This is a genomic window from Phytoactinopolyspora limicola, from assembly GCF_011320225.1.
Lineage (GTDB): Bacteria > Actinomycetota > Actinomycetes > Jiangellales > Jiangellaceae > Phytoactinopolyspora > Phytoactinopolyspora limicola.
Map to the genome: position 1 here is coordinate 274,301 of NZ_JAAOEN010000004.1, position 17,130 is coordinate 291,430.

Sequence of the window (17,130 nt, forward strand, 5' to 3'; positions counted from 1 at the left end):
CCGGAACCGGCTCGACGATAGCGCCGTCCATCTCGCTGGCGACGAGATCTCGCAACTGGTCAACACTCATCTGGATGACGTGCTGGAGATACCCGGTGGATTCCATGGCCCTACCCTTCCCGCCAATGACCGATCCGATGCCGATCACCATAATCACGATTAGGAAGCGACACTAGTGTCGTTCACCACGAAGCGTTCGATGTGACGGCGGCCGATCATGCTGGTCATGCGGCATAGAACCCGCGCCACCTCGGTGGCATCATGCCCGGTCGGCGTGGACCCCCGAACCCTGTCGGTCTGGCACGGCAGGATAGTGGCATGGGCGACGTCCTGGAGATGTTCGGTCCGGCTACCCGTTCGTGGTTCGCCGGCACGTTTGGTACGCCCACCCGTGCGCAAGAACACGCGTGGCGCTCCATCGCCGCGGGCAAACACTCCCTCGTCGTCGCGCCCACCGGGTCCGGAAAAACCCTCGCCGCCTTTCTCTGGGCGCTAGACCGACTGGCCACGGAGCCGGCCCCGGCCGAACCACTACATCGCTGCCGGGTGCTCTACGTCTCGCCCCTCAAAGCACTAACCGTCGACGTCGACCGCAACCTCCAGGCTCCGCTCGACGGCATCCGCCGCGCCGCCGCCCAGCTTGGCCTCGACGTCCCCTCCGTGAGCACCGCGGTGCGTACCGGGGATACGCCGGCCGACGAGCGTCGCCGGTTCGCCCGGCGGCCCGCCGACATCCTGATCACCACACCCGAGTCGTTGTTCCTGCTGCTTACCTCCCAGGCACGCGACGCGCTACGCGGTGTTCGCACCGTCATCGTCGACGAGGTCCACGCGGTGGCCGACACCAAACGAGGTTCTCACCTCGTGCTCTCCCTCGAACGGCTGGACGCCCTGCTCGATGCTCCCGCACAACGTATCGGACTGTCCGCGACCGTCCGCCCGATCGATGAGGTAGCACGTTTCCTCGGTGGCCACCAGCCGGTCGACGTCGTGGCCCCGGCGAGCCAGAAGCGCTGGGACCTGCGCGTCGTTGTCCCCGTCCCCAGGCTCGCCGAGCTCGACGCCACCAATCCGGCCCCCAGCAAACCTCCACCCACCAGCCCGGCCCCTACTAGCCCAGCCCCCACCAACGCCGCGCCTACCACGTCGTTCAGGGCGCACCTGGCCGGCAGCGAGCCGGCGTCCTCGGCTTCCGACACCGGCTCGGCTCCCACGACGGACCAACGCGCCGGGCCGGACGAGGCCGCCGAGTCCGTCGGCGACGGCTCGATCTGGCCACACGTCGAGCGCCGGGTCAGTGAACTGATCGACGAGCACCACTCCACCCTCGTGTTCGCCAACTCCCGCCGGCTGGCCGAACGGCTCACCAGCCGGCTCAACGAGATTTCCGAGGAGACGCCCCGCACCACCAGCCCGCCGGCCGCCATCCCAGCCCAGTCGGGTACGGCACACGGTGCCGCGCCGGTACTCGCCCGGGCCCACCATGGTTCGGTCAGCAAGGAGCAGCGGGCGCTGATCGAAGATGACCTCAAGTCCGGGCGGCTCCCCGCCGTCGTGGCCACCAGCAGTCTCGAACTCGGCATCGATATGGGCGCCATCGATCTCGTCGTCCAGGTCGAGTCGCCGCCGTCGGTGGCCAGCGGGCTGCAGCGGGTAGGCCGGGCCGGCCATCAGGTCGGGGCGGTCTCCCGCGGCGTGCTGTTTCCCAAGTTCCGCGGCGACCTCGTCCAGACCGCCGTTGTGTGTGAGCGGATGCAGGCGGGCCTCATCGAAGAGATGGTGGTGCCGCGCAACCCGCTCGACGTGCTCGCGCAGCAGGTGGTGGCCATCGTCGCGATGGACGAATGGCCGGTCGACGAGCTGCTCGAGCTTGTGCGTCGGGCCTATCCGTTCCAAGAGCTGCCCGAGTCATCGTTCCAGGCGGTGCTGGACATGCTGGCCGGGCGGTACCCGTCCGACGAGTTCGCCGAGCTGCGCCCGCGGCTGGTGTGGGATCGAGACACAGGCCTGCTGCGCACTCGGCCGGGCAGCCAGCGGTTGGCGGTCACCAGCGGCGGGACCATCCCCGACCGCGGGCTGTACGGCGTGTTCCTGGCCGGCGCTGACGCCCGCCGCGGTCAGGCGAGGGTGGGCGAGCTCGACGAGGAGATGGTGTACGAGTCGCGGGTCGGCGACGTCTTCTCGTTGGGTGCCACCAGCTGGCGTATCGAAGAGATCACCCACGATCGTGTGCTGGTGTCGCCTGCTCCCGGGCTGGCCGGCCGGCTGCCGTTCTGGAAGGGCGACACCCTGGGCCGGCCGCCGGAGCTGGGCGCCGCCGTAGGGGCATTCGTCCGTGAAGTGAGCGGTTCGACCACCCCGGATGCCCGAGCCCGCGCCGAGCGTGCCGGCCTCGACGTCTGGGCCACCGACAACCTCCTGTCCTACCTGTCCGAGCAGCGCGCCGCCACCGGCCAGGTGCCGGACGACCACACCATCGTGGTCGAGCGGTTCCGCGACGAGTTGGGCGACTGGCGGCTCGTCGTCCACTCCCCCTACGGTGCGCAGGTCCATGCGCCCTGGGCGCTCGCGCTGGGCGCCCGGCTCCGGGAACGCTACGGCGTGGATGTTCAGGCCGTGTACGCCGACGACGGCGTGGTGTTGCGTATCCCCGATACCTGGGACGCCGTCGGGGACGGCACCACACCCCGCCGCTCCGACGCGGAGCTGGTGGTCCTCGACCCCGACGAAGTAGAGCACGTCGTCACCGCCGAGGTCGGTTCGTCGGCGCTGTTCGCCGCCCGGTTCCGCGAGTGTGCCGCGCGGGCGTTGCTGCTACCTCGCCGGCAGCCGGGCCGTCGCTCACCGCTATGGCAGCAACGGCAGCGTTCGGCGCAGTTGCTCAGCGTGGCGGCCAACTACGGCTCGTTCCCCATCCTCCTGGAGACCATGCGGGAGTGCCTCCAGGACGTCTACGATCTCCCGGGCCTACACCGGCTGATGCACGACATCGCCGCCGGGCATATCCGGGTCGTCGAGGTCGAGACCCCGCAACCTTCACCCTTCGCGCGATCGCTGCTGTTCGGCTACGTCGAGGCGTTCCTCTACGAGTCCGACACCCCACTGGCCGAGCGCCGGGCGCAGGCTCTCACCCTCGACTCCGCGCTGCTGTCCGAGCTGCTCGGCCACACCGAACTGCGCGAGTTGCTCGACTCCGAGGTCCTCGACCGCACCGAGGCCGAGCTACAGAAGCTGGTGGATGAACGTAAAGCCCGCGACGCGGAGGCGGTGGCCGATCTCCTCCGCCTACTCGGGCCGTTGTCCACGGCTGAGGTCGCCCACCGCTGCGTGGATCCCGACGACGCGCCAGGCTGGCTGGACGCGTTGGCCGCACAGCGACGCATTCTGTCCGTCGACATCGCCGGCGAGGCTCGCTGGGCCGGGGTCGAGGACGCCGCCCGGCTCCGCGATGCGCTCGGGGTCGCCCTGCCAGCCGATGTCCATCCAGACTTCGCCGAACCGGTGCCTGACCCACTCGGCGATCTCGTGTCCCGGTATGCCCGCACCCACACACCGTTCCGGCCCGACCACATCGCCGCCCGGTTCGGCCTGGGCCGCGCCGTGGTGATGGGGGCGTTGCGCCCTCTCGTGGCGGCTGGGCGGATCGTCGAGGGGCAGCTTCGGCCGGGTGAAACCGGCACTGACTGGTGTGACGCCGAGGTCCTCCGCTTGCTGCGCCGGCGCTCGCTGGCAGCGCTGCGCAAGGAGGCCGAGCCGGTCGAACCGGCCACCCTAGGCCGCTTCCTGCCGGCTTGGCAGTCGGTCAACGGCTCGTTGCACGGGCCCGACGGGGTGTTACGGGTGGTCGAACAGCTCGACGGGGTGCCGGTACCCGCCAGTGCGCTGGAGCGGCTGGTGCTCACCGCCCGGATGCCGGAGTACAACCCCGCCTGGCTGGACGAGCTCACGGCCGCGGGTGAGGTCGTCTGGGCCGGCCGCGGTGTCATTCCGGGCGGAGACGGCTGGGTCTCGCTCCACCTGGCCGACACCGTCGAACTCACACTGGCCGCCCCTCACGCATCTCCAGCGCAGCCACTACACCAGGCCATCCTCGACGTCCTGGGGCCCGGAGGTGCGTTGTTCTTCCGGCAGTTGGCCGATGCGGTGCGAGCGGCCTCCCCCGGCCCTGACGGCGCCACGGAGAGCGCTGCTTCCCTGGCCGACGTGGCCGACGCCGTCACCGCGCCGCCGGCACTCACCGAGCACGACCTCACGGCCGCGATCTGGGACCTCGTGTGGGCCGGGCTCATCACCAACGACACCCTCAGCCCGCTGCGGGCGCTCATGGCCGGCACCAGGTCCGCGGTCCAGTCCAGCCACCGGGCCAAAGCCACGCCGGTCCGGTCGCGGTACCGCCGCGGCCGCGCGGGACTACCGGCACGTTCGGGCCCACCAACCGCCGGCGGGAGGTGGTCCATGCTGCCCGAGCCGGACACCGACCCGACCCGGCGCGCCCACGCCGCCGCCGAAAGCCTGCTTGACCGGCACGGTGTCGTCACCCGCGGTGCGGTCGCCGCTGAGCGGCTTCCGGGCGGGTTCGCCGCCGCTTACAAGGTCCTCTCCGCTTTCGAGGATGCTGGCCGGACCCGACGTGGATACTTCGTCGCCGGGCTCGGTGCCGCCCAGTTCGGTACGGTGGGCGCCGTCGACCGGCTACGCTCCTTCACCGATCCACCACCGACACCCGCCGCCCGGGACGGCGACCCCGGTACCGTGGTGCTCGCCGCGACCGACCCCGCCAACCCCTACGGCGCCGCACTCGGCTGGCCGGACCGCGAGGTCAGTGCCACCGGCGCCACCACCGGACACCGGCCCGGCCGCAAAGCCGGCGCCTTGGTGGTCCTGGTCGATGGTGAGCTGACGCTGTACGTCGAACGTGGCGGGCGAACGCTGCTGTCCTGGACCGACCAGCCGGAGCCGCTGCGCCGCGCCGCCCACGCGCTGGCCGGCACGGTACGCCGCGGTGGTCTCGGTGGCCTGCGGGTCGAACGGGCCGATGGTGAGCAGATCACCGCCACCTCGCTCGGCGCCGCGCTCACCGCCGCCGGTTTCTACGCCACCCCCCGAGGGTTGCGGTTGCGCAGCTGATCGGCGGCCCGTCGGGTGGCGACATCCACGAGGGCGCGTTGCCCTTCCTCGTAGGCGACCCGAAGGGTGATCCCGTCGATCCGCCACCCCTCGCCGGCGGCCGGGACCAAGGTCATCCGATAACGGCCCGCAACCATCCACGTCGCCCGGTCGCCGTCAGTATCGACGACGTGGTGGGCACGGACGGTGGTGGCAGCCTCAACACCGTTGTCGCCGTGCCGGCTCAGGACGACGGGCCCGGTCAGGTGCTGAGTTGCGGAGAAACCCGGCAGCAGCCCCTGCCAGCGTTCAACGAGCTCGGATGCTGCCATGGTTTCGGCCGAACCGCCCCAGAGGGCCGTGTAGTCAACGGTGACCTGTTCTGCGAACGAAGCTCGGACAACGTCCCAGTTGAGATCATCCACCGCATGGAGCAGCGTCGTCACTACCCCAGCCGGGCCGGTTTCGCCATTCGTGGTCATGGTCATCGCCGTGCCTGGGCGAGGGTCGTCGAGAAATGCACGCCCACGGCCTCGACCGCGAAGTCCACCTGTGCGGGCTGATCGTAGAAGTCGATCTGGCCGCCGTCCCCCCACACCATCTCCACCGGCCCGGCCAGCTCATCGCGCAGCCGCTGGATGTTGTCCGGAAAAACACAGCCGTCGCCGTGGACGAACAGCGTCGGCACTGAGACCCGCGCTGCCTGCGCCATCCCATCGAACCCGAGCCAGGGTAACCAGCTCAGCTCCGCCATCTCGTTGGCCCACTCCGGGACCGCGCCACGTCCGGGATCGCCGTAGTAGTCGAGCTCGATGAACATTCCGGCGCGCTCATCGCCCGGGGCGTAGGCGGGAACCGTGATGACCTCACCTGTTCGCTGATACCGGTCGAGGGCTTGCTGCCCCCGAGTCAGCCGCAGCTGGACGCCGTCGTCGCCCCCGTAGAAGGGAGCGACGGAGGGGGTGTCGTGGAACCATCCAGCGACACTCGCGAACGACGTGATGGCCGCCCCCGTAGCGATCGCGGCCGCGCCGTACTGAGCGCCGGCGCAGATCCCGAGGTAGCCGAGCTCCCCCGGCCGGACGAAAGACAGGGTGGATACATACTCGGCTGCGGCGCGAATGTCGGCGATCTTGCGACTGGGCACCTCGGCATGGCGCAGTTCTCCGCCGGATTGGCCCCAGCCGGTGAAGTCGAAGGTGATAGCGGTGTACCCCCGGCGGGCCAGCGCCTCGGCGTATCGGGTGGCCATCTGCTCTTTGATGGTCAGCCACGACCCGGCGATCACCACGGCCGGCTGACGTTCGGTGTTCTTCTCGGCCTGCCGGTACACCCGACCGGCTACCACGTCGCCACCGCTGGTGAACACGATGGGCGTCGGCGTGATGTCCCTGATCATGCAGCTACCTTCCCGTCTGGCTCAAGCGCTCTTCGGCGCCCGTCATATGTGACGTTCGCACGACGCCCAGCATCGTTGGAGGGTCGAATCTTGCTGTTTGTGCCGGATCAGCTCACCGTGAACGCAGGGCCGACGGGGTGAACCCGGTGTGGCGACGCAACAGCCGCCGGAAGTGCCCGACATTGGAGTAGCCGACCGCATACGCGACGTCCGGCCCACTCAACCCGGTGCTCAGCAGCAATGCCTTTGCCCGCTCGAGGCGGCGCAGCGTGACGAACTCGTGTGGCGCCAGACCCGTCGTCGCTTTGAACGCGCGCGCGAAGTGGAATGGGCTCAGCCGGGCCTGTGCGGCCAGGTCGTCGAGGACCAGGGGCTCAGATAGCCGATCGTCAACGAATGCCGCGATCCGGTCGACGAGCACCCGGTCCAACCGGCCGTTGCGACGCCGGCGACGTAGCCGCGCAGGGCAGTAGTGCTCTACCAGGTGTGTGACCAGCCGATGCGCCAGCGTGCTCGCATACATGTCGTCGGGTACTCCGGCCCGGGCCAGGTGGGCCCGGCGTAGCGCAGCGGCCAGTCCGAACACCGTGGCGTCGCGGACCGCCGCGGCTGGTTCGATCTCGACATCGGCGACGTCGTCCACCTCAGCTGCTGTTCGCAACAGTTCGAGATCCGGGTAGATCTCCAGCGCCTCCGTGGGCCCGGGCACCTCGGCCCAAGAGACTTCATCGGTTCCGGTCACGAACACGGATCCGGCCGGAACCGCCAGGTACCGTGCCCGGCCGCCTTCGGTGTAGACGAGGCGATCGTGTGTGCTGAAGGACACCCCAATCTGGAACGGCTTGGTCACTGTCACGCCGCGGTCCGGCGGTAACCAGCTGTACTCCGAACGCATGCCGGGCCAACGCTGGATGTTGTATGTCGCACGGTCGACTCGCATGTCCGGGCACCCTCCACCGGAGACGCTACGATGCGACTACTCGGCTGGCAAGGCCCAGTAGCGTACGTAGTCGACGAGGAACTCCGCTGGCATCGGCGCAGCTCCCGGCGGTGGATCGGGCGTCCAGTACGGATCTCCCATGGCCAGCGTCAGCCGCATGTGCCACGGGCTGTCGAACGTCTCCTCCCACACCCACGGCAGCGCTGTTGTGTCGTGGGTGCCGTCCGGAGTGACGTGGGCGACGAGGACACCGTCGAAGAAGGCCTTGAAGTCAGTGGGGGTGTATTCGATCGCCCACGTGTGGAAATCGCCGGCGGTGGTGTACGGCGGCGACAGCTCGGGCACATGGTGTTCGTACGTCCATGCCGCCCGCTCCCCGAAAGGAGCCACGGTCCGCTCGTGCAAGGTCAGCGTCGAGGTCTCGGCGAGGTCCGGGCTCCTGGGCCGGTCGGTGGGATCACCCCACGCCTCCATGATGTCGATCTCCCCCAGTGCGGGGCCGTTGCGCAACCAGAACGCCGGCCACACGCCGCTGCTGCTCGACGCGGCGGTGGGGATCTTCGCCCGGATCTCCCAGCGTCCGAACTGCTCGTTGTGTGTTGCGGCGGTGTCCAACGCTCCGGTACGCCACCAGCGTTCTTTCTCGCCCGAATACACCGAGGTGTCCAGCTGTGTCATCTCGATCCGCAGCATGCCATCGTCCACGGTGACAGCGTCGGCCGAGAGGACGGCCCAGTCCCAGGAGTAGCTGCCGTGGGTGGACCGATCCCACACCGTCCACTTGTGTGGATCGACGATGTCGCCGGTGAACTCGTCTCGCCAGGCCGGTACACCCCACACCGGGATGTCGCCGGGGTCTTCCTCATAGGGCATCGAGGCCGGCACCGTGAGCAGCACGAACAGCGCCATCATGGCCGGTATCAGCGCTGCCACCATGGCGTGCCTACCTGTGTTGGTCCCCCGGAGCCCCCTCATTAGACCGCATTATCCTCCAACCTCGGCCCGGTGCGTGATCATTGCTGGATTTCGGCCCTCACGACCGGGGATCGTTGCCGGTTCGTGTCGCTCTGGAGGCAGCAACGATCACCCGAGGGTCCGCGCGGTTCGGCCCACTAGGACGGCGCAGGACCACCCGGCGTGAAGTAGGCCCGGTCACCGTGGACAAGCGGGGTGCCACCCGTCATGTCGTCCGGGACGTGGACCACCTCGCCGATCGCGATCGTGTGGTCGCCGGCCTCGACGAGCTGGAACGGCGCACACGTCACGGCAGCTACCCCTCCGGTCAACACGAACTCGCCGGTGTTGCTGCGGCGGGCCGGCCACGCGCTGAAGTCATCCCGGTCACCCGGGTATCGATGCCGGGCGAAGTACTCGGCCGCGTCGAGCTGATCACTGGCAAGAAACGTCAGCGACCAGCCGTCCGCGACGAACAGGGCGTCATGGATGAAACCTTCCCGCTTCACGCAGACCAGAACGAGCGGCGGCGACAGCGACACCGATGACACCGCCGTCACGGTTAGCCCACAGGCGCGGCCGATCGGGTCCAAGGTGGTGAGCACCGCCACACCGCCGGACAGCCGCGCCATAGCCTCGCGGAACCGCGAATTATGCTCCTGGCTGGCCGCGGCCTCGAGCCGGTCCGCACCGGCCGGCGCCAACGCGTGCACCGATGGCCACGATGGCCGTCGCTCCCAGTCAGGCTCCGACGCTGCTGGCCGCAACTCGACAGCTGCTGCGTCAGCCGACGGCGACGACGTCGCGCGGACGGGAGTCCTCGCGAGGACGCAGCTCGGTCAGTGCGCCTACCGCAGCCGCCTCTACCCGCATCATCTCGTCGCTGACCTCGCGGAGAATCTCCGACATGGGCAGGTCGAGTGCTTTGCAGATGGCGGCCAGCAGCTCCGACGAAGCTTCCTTCCGGCCGCGCTCTACCTCTGAGAGGTATCCGAGACTGACTCGTGCCGCTGCCGAAATCTCGCGCAGGGTGCGGCCCTGAGCGACCCGACGGCGTCGGATCACGTCACCGATGAGGCGCCTGACGAGTACCATGGGCCACCCCTTTCAAGGTCGGTCTCGACACTTGCGTAGTACCACCGTACCGCGCGTCGAGCAAAACGCGGCGACGAGGCAGGTTCACATTGACATAACGGGTCGAGCTCGCCATCGATTCCCGCCGGAGCCGGTCAGCTGACGAGATGTGGGCCCGGGGCGGACACCATCTCCAGGGCCGCGCGTACCGTCGCGGCTCGCACCGCGCGGCGGTCGCCCGACAGCCGCTCGTCGCCGGCGAACGAACGCACCACCTGACCACCCGACCATGCCAAGGCGACGTAGACGGTGCCCGGCGGGTGGCCGTCCTGCTGCGTCGGACCGGCCACTCCCGTCGTGGCCACTCCGAGGTCCGCTCCCAGCCGGGAACGGATGCCGGCGGCCATCGCCGCCGCCGTCGGCTCCGCAACCGCCCCGTGGGCGGCGATCACCTGCGCCGGCGCGTTGGCCAGCAGTTCCTTGGCTGACGTGGCATAGGCCACGACGCCACCGAGGACAACAGCCGACGAACCGGGCACCGACGTGAGCCACGCGCACACCAGTCCGCCCGTCAGGGACTCGGCCGTGGCGATGGTCAATCCGCGTTCGCGCAACACCCGCACGGCGTCGCCGGCCTGGGCCTCCAACACGGCCGCTCCCCTCTCGTTCACGATCGTCCGTCGGCGGCTCGACGACGTGTTCTCACCCGGCCGACGAACCGTTGCTGGCCGCCCGGCGCAGCCGAAGCGCCTGGAGCACGTAATCGGCACCCGTGATCAACGTCACTGACACCGCCAGTGTCATGGCGACGTAGAGCACGGGGTCAAACCCGGCCCCCAGGGGCAGGACGTACAGGCCCAGCGCCACCGCCTGCAAGGCGGTCTTCACCTTGCCGCCCCGGCCAGCCGGCATCACCCCGTACCGGATGACAACGAACCGCATCGCCGTGATGCCCCACTCGCGAGCCAGCACCAACCCGGTGACCCACCAGGGCAGCTCACCAAGGATCGACAGCCCGACGAACGCCATGCCGGTTAACGCTTTGTCGGCGATCGGGTCGGCGATCTTGCCGAAGTCGGTGATGATGCCGCGCCGCCGGGCAAGCTCACCGTCGGCCCGGTCGCTGAGCATGGCGAGAGTGAACGTCACGAAGGCGGCGACCCGCGACGCGGTGTCGTCGCCACCAGAGCGCAACAGCAGCCAGCCGAACACCGGAACCAACAGGAACCGGAGCACCGTCACCGCATTGGCCAGGTTCCACGCACTCGGCGGCGGCGGCGTCGAACGGCGAAGGTCGGCCATCCCGACAGCCTAATGGGAGCACACCCCCGGTGATCCGCCATGTACGGAGTGCCCCATCGCGACGCCGAGCCGGATCGGGACGGCGATCGGGTGTATCCCCCGTTCCGTGCGCCGAATAGGCTGATCTGGTGTCCACCGATTCGGTTCCCGGCACCGAAGAGCACCTGGCCGCTACCTGGCCGGGTGCCCCACCCGCCTTGATGCTGCGCGGTCTCGTCAAACGGTTCGACCGCACCGTCGCCGTCGCGGGTTTGGATCTCGACGTTCCCACCGGTTCGTTCTTCGGCCTCGTCGGGCCGAACGGCGCCGGCAAAACCACCACGTTGTCCATGGCGACCGGCCTGATGCGACCGGACGCCGGCACCGCTTTCGTCGTCGGCCTCGATGTCTGGCGCGACCCGGTGGCCGCCAAGCGACTGCTCGGCGTCCTTCCCGACGGGATGGCCCTATTCGACCGGCTGACCGGTGCTCAGCTGCTCGAATACATCGGCCGGCTCCATCAACTCGATCAGGAACTCGCCCGCCAACGTGCCGCCGAGTTACTCGACGTACTCGCTCTCGCCGACGCCGCCGACACTCTGGTCGTCGACTACAGCGCTGGTATGACCAAGAAGATCGGCCTCGCCTGCGCGCTGATCCACGGCCCGCGCATCCTCATCCTCGACGAACCGTTCGAATCGGTCGACCCCGTGTCGGCTACCACCATCCGCAGCATCCTGCGCTCGTTCGCGTCGGGCGGCGGCACCGTCGTCGTGTCCAGTCACGTGATGGCCCTCGTCGAACAGCTGTGTGATCACGTGGCGATCATCGCCGGCGGCCGCGTACTGGCCTCCGGAACGCTCGTAGATGTACGTGGCATGGGCTCACTCGAAGAACGCTTCGTCGGACTCGTCGGCGGACACCGCGACCTGGGAGAGGGCCTGGCGTGGTTGCGCCCCTCCCCGGGCTGACCCCGCCAGCTGCCTCCACACCGCCCCGGCCGGGCACCGTGGCCCTGCTCCGCCTGTTCGTGGGCCTCAAGCTGCGGTTGCTCGGCAACGGACTCAAGGGATCCAACGCTCGCCTGATCGCCGGCCTGGTGGGGGTGGCCGCCGGCGGCGGGATCACGATCACCGGGGCCTACCTCGTCGCACAGTTACGGCAGGCCAGCGCCGACGACGCCGCACTCATCCTGACCGCCGGTGGCAGCGTCGTCGTCGCCGGGTGGTTTCTGCTTCCGCTCCTCGTCTTCGGAATCGACGAGTCGATCGACCCACAACGGTTCGCCCTCCTCCCCCTGCCCCGCCGGACTCTTCTGGCTGGGATGCTGACCGCGGGCTTCGTCGGTATCCCCGCGGTAGCGATGCTCGTCGTGGCCGGTGCCACCACGATCACGTGGTCACGGGGTCCGCTACCCGTCCTCTACGCCGCTGTGGGTGCCCTGCTGGCCACCACCTTCTGCGTGGTCGCGAGCCGGGCCGTCACCACCGTCCTGGCCGGGGTGTTCCGTTCCCGGCGGCTGCGCGACCTCGTGTCGATGATCGGGATGCTGTTGATCGGCTCAGTGATGTTGCTGCAGTTCGGCCTACCGTCCGTGGCGCAGCTGGCCACCCGTGACGTCATCGAACGCGTCACGACGGTGCTGGCGTGGACCCCCCTCGGAGCGGCCTGGGCCGCCCCACACGACGCGCTGCGTGGTGCCGCGGCCACCGGCCTACTACGCCTGCTCATCCTCGCCGCGGCCGTAGTGGTCCTGGCGCTGATCTGGGACCGGGCGCTTCGGTATTCACTCGAGAGCGGCGGCACAGCGGCCGGATCGGGGCCCCGGGCCGGCCCCCGCACCGCACCCGCCGGGCACACATTGGCTCCGCGTTGGGCTCGGTGGATGTTACCGGCTACGGTCACCGGTGCGGTGGCCGCACGCATCCTGCACCTGTGGTGGCGCGATCCACGCCAGCGCGTCAGCCTACTGATCGTCCCGGTGATCCTCGTCGGCGTGGTCGCCGGACCGTCGCTGGTCGGCTACCGGGACGAGGTCCTCGTGCTGGCCGGACCAGGTGTCGGCACGCTGATCGGGTTGATGATGCTCAACCACACCGCCTACGACGGCACCGCCCTGTGGACACACCTCGCGGTCTCGCTCCCCGGCTACGTCGACCGCGCCGGACGGGCCCTCGGCACGGCCACGTGGGCGGTCCCCGTCGTCGTCGGAGCCGCCGCCGGAACCTGCCTCCTCATCGGCCGTCCCGACCTGATCCCCGCAGCGGTCGGCGCGTCGGTGGCCACCGTCCTTACCGGCCTGGCCCTCGCCGCCGTCACCAGCGTCGTCATCGCGTTTCCCGCGCCTCCCGCCAGCGCCAACCCGTTCATCACCCCCAGCGGTGGCAACGTCGTCGTGGTGCTCCAGCAGTTCATCGGTGGCCTAGCCGTCGGCCTGCTGTCGCTGCCGGTGTACTTGACGCTGGGATTCGCGCTCTGGTGGCGGCCCGAGGTGGGATGGGGGTTGCTCCTAGCGGGCCCGGCGTATGGACTGCTCCTTCTGCGCGTCGGCTGCCGGATCGGCGGCCGCTACCTCGATGACAACGCCCCTGAGCTGCTGCGGCGGATCACCCCGGCCCGCACCTGATCGGTGCCGAATGGGGTGGCGTTCGCGGGCCGCGCCATAGTTGTGAACCACCATGATCGCCGTTCGCCGTGCGGATCACCGCGACCCGGCCTACGCTGAACTGGTGAGCGCTGATCCTCTTCCAGCCGACCCCTCGCCGTCCTGTCTCAGCTGCGGCCGCAGCATGTCGTCCGACACCCCGATCGACGCCCTCGCCTGGGCCGCGGAGATCCGGGGCGGGCGTCGCGTGTGGCTCTGCCCGCGATGCACGCGAGCCCACGCCCGCGACATCGAAGGCAAACTCCCCGCCGATCACTGGCTCTAGTGTGTCGCGCCGGCGTCACGATCACGCTGCCATTGTCAACGCAGCTGACGGGCGGTGAGGTCCGCGCCGGCGCTAGCGGCGACGACGGCCGGAACCACGTCACCGACGGCCGGAACCGCCGACCATCGAGCCTCATCGATGCCGTCCGGTCCGAGCAGTTCGGTGGTCCCGTCGACGTCGGGCCCCTGATGGGCGGCCCGGCCCTCGATCCGGCCGTCGGTGACCGACTCCACCATCACCTCGACCTGCTCACCGATCCGGTCTTCGGCACGCTGCGTCACGAGATCGTCGACGAGTGCGCTGATGTGCTCGACACGCTGGGCGATCTCGTCGTCGTCGAGCTTTCCGTCCAGTTTGACCGCCTCGGTGCCGTCCTCGTCGGAGTATCCGAACACGCCCACAACGTCCAACCGGGCGCGCGAGAGGAAGTCGTCGAGCTCGGCGACGTCGTCGTCGGTCTCGCCAGGAAACCCGACGATGACGTTGGAACGGATACCCGCGGTGGGGACCTGCTGGCGGATCGATTCGATCAGCTCCAGGAACGGTTCGGTAGACCCGAACCGGCGCATCCGCCGCAACACCGGGGCACTGGCATGCTGGAACGACAGGTCGAAGTACGGCACCACACCCGGCGTCGACGTCATCGCTTCCACCAGCGACGGGCGCATCTCCGCCGGCTGGAGGTACGACACCCGCACCCACTCGATGCCGTCGACGGCGGCCAAGTCGGGCAGCAGAGACTCGAGCAGCCGGATGTCGCCGAGGTCCTTGCCATACGACGTGGAGTTCTCGCTGACCAGGAACAACTCCCGACTCCCCTGCTCGGCCAGCCACCGGGCCTCGGCGAGGATGTCAGCTGGACGACGGGACAGGAACGAGCCACGGAACATCGGTATCGCGCAGAACGAACACACCCGGTCACAGCCACTGGCGAGCTTCAGCGGCGCCGTGGGACCACCGTCCAGTCGCCTCCGGACCGTTCTGGGCCCGGAGACCGGCGCCAACCCAGCGGGGAGGTCGGGCGCCGACGGAACAACCGTGTTGTGCCCCGGAACCGCCCCGGCGGCGTCCTGGCGCTCGACCGGAGCCACCGGCAACAGCTTGCGGCGGTCTCTGGGGGCATGCGGCACATGTGTGGTCCCGCCGAGAATGCCACGCAGCCGCTCGCCGATGTCGGTGTAGTGGTCGAAGCCGAGGACGGCGTCGGCTTCGGGGAGGGAATCGGCTAGTTCCTTGCCGTAACGTTCGGCCATACACCCGACCGCGACGACGGCCTTGGTGGTGCCGTCGTCCTTGAGGTCGGCCGCGGCCAACAGCGAGTCGACCGAATCCTTCTTGGCCTGCTCGATGAAGCCACAGGTGTTGACCAGGACGGTTTCTGCCTCGGCGGGGTCGTCGACGAGTTGAAAACCCTCAGCGTCGAGGCGCCCCGCGAGTTCTTCGGAGTCGACCTCGTTACGAGTGCAGCCCAGCGTGACGATTGCGACGGAGTGTTCGCTCATGAGAGTCACCAGGTTACCGGGATGAGGCTCGATGGGATTAACCCTGGTGCGCTGAGCGCTCGCCCCATCCACCCAAATAACGGTTTCCAACGAGCGTTCACCGCACCAGGCCAGAACGATCGAACGCGACGGACGGCACGCCGAACATCTTCGACGCGATCTTCGACTGCCGAACGATACGGTCCAGCACGGTCCGCGGCTGGTACATCATCTCGGCCGGCGTCCACCGCACGACGACGAACCCGGCCTCCTCGATGCGCATCTGCCGCTTCTTCTCCTCGACCAGTACTCGGTCCCGCGGCCCGTACAACGACTCACCGTACTTGACGAACCCGTCGACCTCACCGACCAGCCGGTGGCGCCGCCAGAGGAAGTCGGACCGGACACCGCCCCAGCCGTCGCCGATCACCCACGCGTTGCATTCGGGAAGCGGGAAACCGAGCTCGACGAAGACCGCGAAAGAGGCGGACTCGCCAGGCGACTCCCGCAGTCCAGACGCGTGTTCGGTCACCAGATGAACCTGCCGTGTGTTCGACCAGCCGGTCATCCTGTCTCCGACCCTGACCAGCTCATCCGAGTCGATGGCCTGACGGCGCAGTCCGGCGTCGGCAACGACCAGCCCGGCGGCAAACCCCTGATTGCGGGCGATATCCAGCGATGTTCGTGCCGGCGATGCGCAGGGCACGTTGCGTGCCACCACCATTTCACCTTCGCGCAGCCCGCTCGCGGTACGCACTCGGAGGCCGGGGTAGGAACGCTGGCCACGTGCCCGCGGGATCGCGGACAGCTCAGCCACGTCCGGTTGGCCTTTCGGCACCGGCAGGTCGTTCAGCAAGGCCGCCGAGTAGCCGCTGGCCCAGCCACGCTTGCCAATGGCGAGCCAAGCGGCATAGACCTCAATGGCGTGCCGGTCAGCCGGCGTGGTCGCGCTCTTCTCCCACATGGTCCGATCGCAGTAGACACCGCGGCGAACCCGCACGATGGCGCCGGTCCGGTAGGCATGCTCGATGGCGGCTTTGGACAGTCCGTTTGCGATCAGGTCCGCGACCTTGCCGACCCCGGCAATACCTATCATGCCCGCCGATCCTTCCCGGCAGAGCTCGACACCGCAAATGGCTATCCACAAGTTATCCACAGGAGCGCCGCGGCCAACTCCGCCGTCAGTGGGCAGGTGGCCAGCCTGGTGCGCTGAGCGCTCGCCGCATCCACGCAGAGAGCGGTTTCCAACGAGCGCTCACCGCACCAGGCACCAGACGTCGACGTCACGAGCCGTCGCGCTGGCCTACCGCGTCCAAGAGATCGAAATAGCCGTCGACCGCATTCCAGAGATGGTTCTCCGGATAGATGCCGTACCCCTTGTGCTGGGAACGCCATCCACGTTTCCAGTACTCATCACGCACGTGCCGGAGGTAGACCCGGCTAGCATCAAGTTCCAACGCAAGCTGAGCCGCTTCCTCCTCCGGCGACGGCGCAGGCAACCGGTAAGACTCGGCGTCACCAGCCGACAATGCCACCAGCGCTTCGGTCTCCGTCCCGTCCAGCGACCAAAACTTCAGTGGACGTCTGATGTGCTGATTCCACACCGGCCAAGCCGACGGCCTGAGCCGATATGACACCGGAGTCCGATCCAGCCGAAGCTGGTACTCAAGCCACGACGTGTGCTCCGGCGGGTATGTCCCCCACACCAGCTCGCTGGCCGGCACATCGAGCACGAATACGACGTGCACGAACTCGATCTCCGGCACCGCTTCGAGAACATCACCGGTTGCATAGGCGGCGATCAGCACCGGCTTCTCGACCGGAAACCTGCGGACCTGCTCGCAACCCTCGGCGAGCGTATACAGCCGGCGGATCGCTGTCGCACGACGCATACCGGCATTGTGCCCGACATTCGGTGGTCCGTCATTGGCCAGGTGCGCTGAACGCTTGCCGCCCCCACCCAGA

The 17,130-nt window shown here is 68.7% G+C and carries 14 protein-coding genes and 1 pseudogene; 4 read left to right on the top strand and 11 right to left on the bottom strand.

The features are described from left to right. Window positions 1–318: 318 nt before the first annotated feature. The gene (locus tag G8760_RS12780; RefSeq protein WP_207782298.1) at window positions 319–5,127 is read left to right on the top strand and encodes an Lhr family helicase; all 4,809 of its coding nucleotides are present in this window, start codon (window positions 319–321) and stop codon (window positions 5,125–5,127) included. On the opposite strand, the gene G8760_RS12785 is transcribed toward G8760_RS12780, so the two are convergent. The 8 genes and pseudogenes from G8760_RS12785 to G8760_RS12820 form a co-directional block, all read right to left on the bottom strand. Further along, window positions 5,091–5,588: a nuclear transport factor 2 family protein gene (locus G8760_RS12785; protein WP_166351563.1), complete on the bottom strand. Its 498-nt coding sequence runs from the start codon at window positions 5,586–5,588 to the stop codon at window positions 5,091–5,093. The genes G8760_RS12780 and G8760_RS12785 overlap by 37 nt on opposite strands. 2 nt (window positions 5,589–5,590) lie before the next feature. After that, on the bottom strand, window positions 5,591–6,505 hold the full coding sequence (locus tag G8760_RS12790) for an alpha/beta hydrolase (RefSeq protein ID WP_166351565.1): 915 nt from the start codon (window positions 6,503–6,505) through the stop codon (window positions 5,591–5,593). 112 nt (window positions 6,506–6,617) lie between these two features. Continuing rightward, window positions 6,618–7,445 (bottom strand): AraC family transcriptional regulator, encoded by an 828-nt coding sequence (locus G8760_RS12795; RefSeq protein ID WP_166351567.1) that lies wholly within the window; start codon window positions 7,443–7,445, stop codon window positions 6,618–6,620. Window positions 7,446–7,481: 36 nt separating this feature from the next. Then, window positions 7,482–8,381 carry a glycoside hydrolase family 16 protein gene (locus G8760_RS12800; protein WP_166351569.1) on the bottom strand — a complete coding sequence of 300 codons (900 nt, stop codon included), beginning with the start codon at window positions 8,379–8,381 and terminating at the stop codon, window positions 7,482–7,484. Window positions 8,382–8,557: 176 nt separating this feature from the next. Beyond that, a complete protein-coding gene (locus G8760_RS12805; RefSeq protein WP_166351571.1) occupies window positions 8,558–9,112 on the bottom strand; it encodes a flavin reductase family protein in 555 nt (184 codons plus the stop codon). 112 nt (window positions 9,113–9,224) lie between these two features. Then, window positions 9,225–9,494, bottom strand: a pseudogene (locus G8760_RS30560) (helix-turn-helix domain-containing protein); the annotation flags it as partial. A 134-nt stretch (window positions 9,495–9,628) separates the two neighbouring features. Then, window positions 9,629–10,144 (bottom strand): CinA family protein, encoded by a 516-nt coding sequence (locus tag G8760_RS12815; RefSeq protein WP_246222529.1) that lies wholly within the window; start codon window positions 10,142–10,144, stop codon window positions 9,629–9,631. Window positions 10,145–10,175: 31 nt separating this feature from the next. Beyond that, a complete protein-coding gene (locus tag G8760_RS12820; protein ID WP_166351575.1) occupies window positions 10,176–10,775 on the bottom strand; it encodes a CDP-alcohol phosphatidyltransferase family protein in 600 nt (199 codons plus the stop codon). Between the two features lie 200 nt (window positions 10,776–10,975). Here G8760_RS12820 and G8760_RS12825 point away from each other — a divergent pair, with 200 nt between their 5' ends. From G8760_RS12825 to G8760_RS12835, 3 genes are all read left to right on the top strand, one after another. Further along, complete coding sequence (locus G8760_RS12825; protein ID WP_166352067.1) at window positions 10,976–11,725, top strand: ATP-binding cassette domain-containing protein; 750 nt, start codon at window positions 10,976–10,978, stop codon at window positions 11,723–11,725. Next, window positions 11,701–13,380 carry a hypothetical protein gene (locus G8760_RS12830; protein ID WP_166351577.1) on the top strand — a complete coding sequence of 560 codons (1,680 nt, stop codon included), beginning with the start codon at window positions 11,701–11,703 and terminating at the stop codon, window positions 13,378–13,380. The genes G8760_RS12825 and G8760_RS12830 overlap by 25 nt, the downstream gene beginning before the upstream one ends. Before the next feature lie 103 nt (window positions 13,381–13,483). Next, window positions 13,484–13,684: a hypothetical protein gene (locus G8760_RS12835; RefSeq protein WP_166351199.1), complete on the top strand. Its 201-nt coding sequence runs from the start codon at window positions 13,484–13,486 to the stop codon at window positions 13,682–13,684. Between the two features lie 35 nt (window positions 13,685–13,719). Here the strand turns inward: G8760_RS12835 and rimO are convergent, their stop codons facing one another. The 3 genes from rimO to G8760_RS12850 form a co-directional block, all read right to left on the bottom strand. Continuing rightward, window positions 13,720–15,186: a 30S ribosomal protein S12 methylthiotransferase RimO gene (gene rimO / locus G8760_RS12840; RefSeq protein ID WP_166351579.1), complete on the bottom strand. Its 1,467-nt coding sequence runs from the start codon at window positions 15,184–15,186 to the stop codon at window positions 13,720–13,722. A gap of 97 nt (window positions 15,187–15,283) precedes the next feature. Further along, window positions 15,284–16,261, bottom strand: coding sequence for a type IV toxin-antitoxin system AbiEi family antitoxin domain-containing protein (locus tag G8760_RS12845; RefSeq protein WP_166351581.1), 978 nt, complete (start codon window positions 16,259–16,261; stop codon window positions 15,284–15,286). Window positions 16,262–16,448: 187 nt separating this feature from the next. Next, complete coding sequence (locus G8760_RS12850) at window positions 16,449–17,057, bottom strand: DUF7711 family protein (protein ID WP_166351583.1); 609 nt, start codon at window positions 17,055–17,057, stop codon at window positions 16,449–16,451. Window positions 17,058–17,130 lie beyond the last annotated feature (73 nt).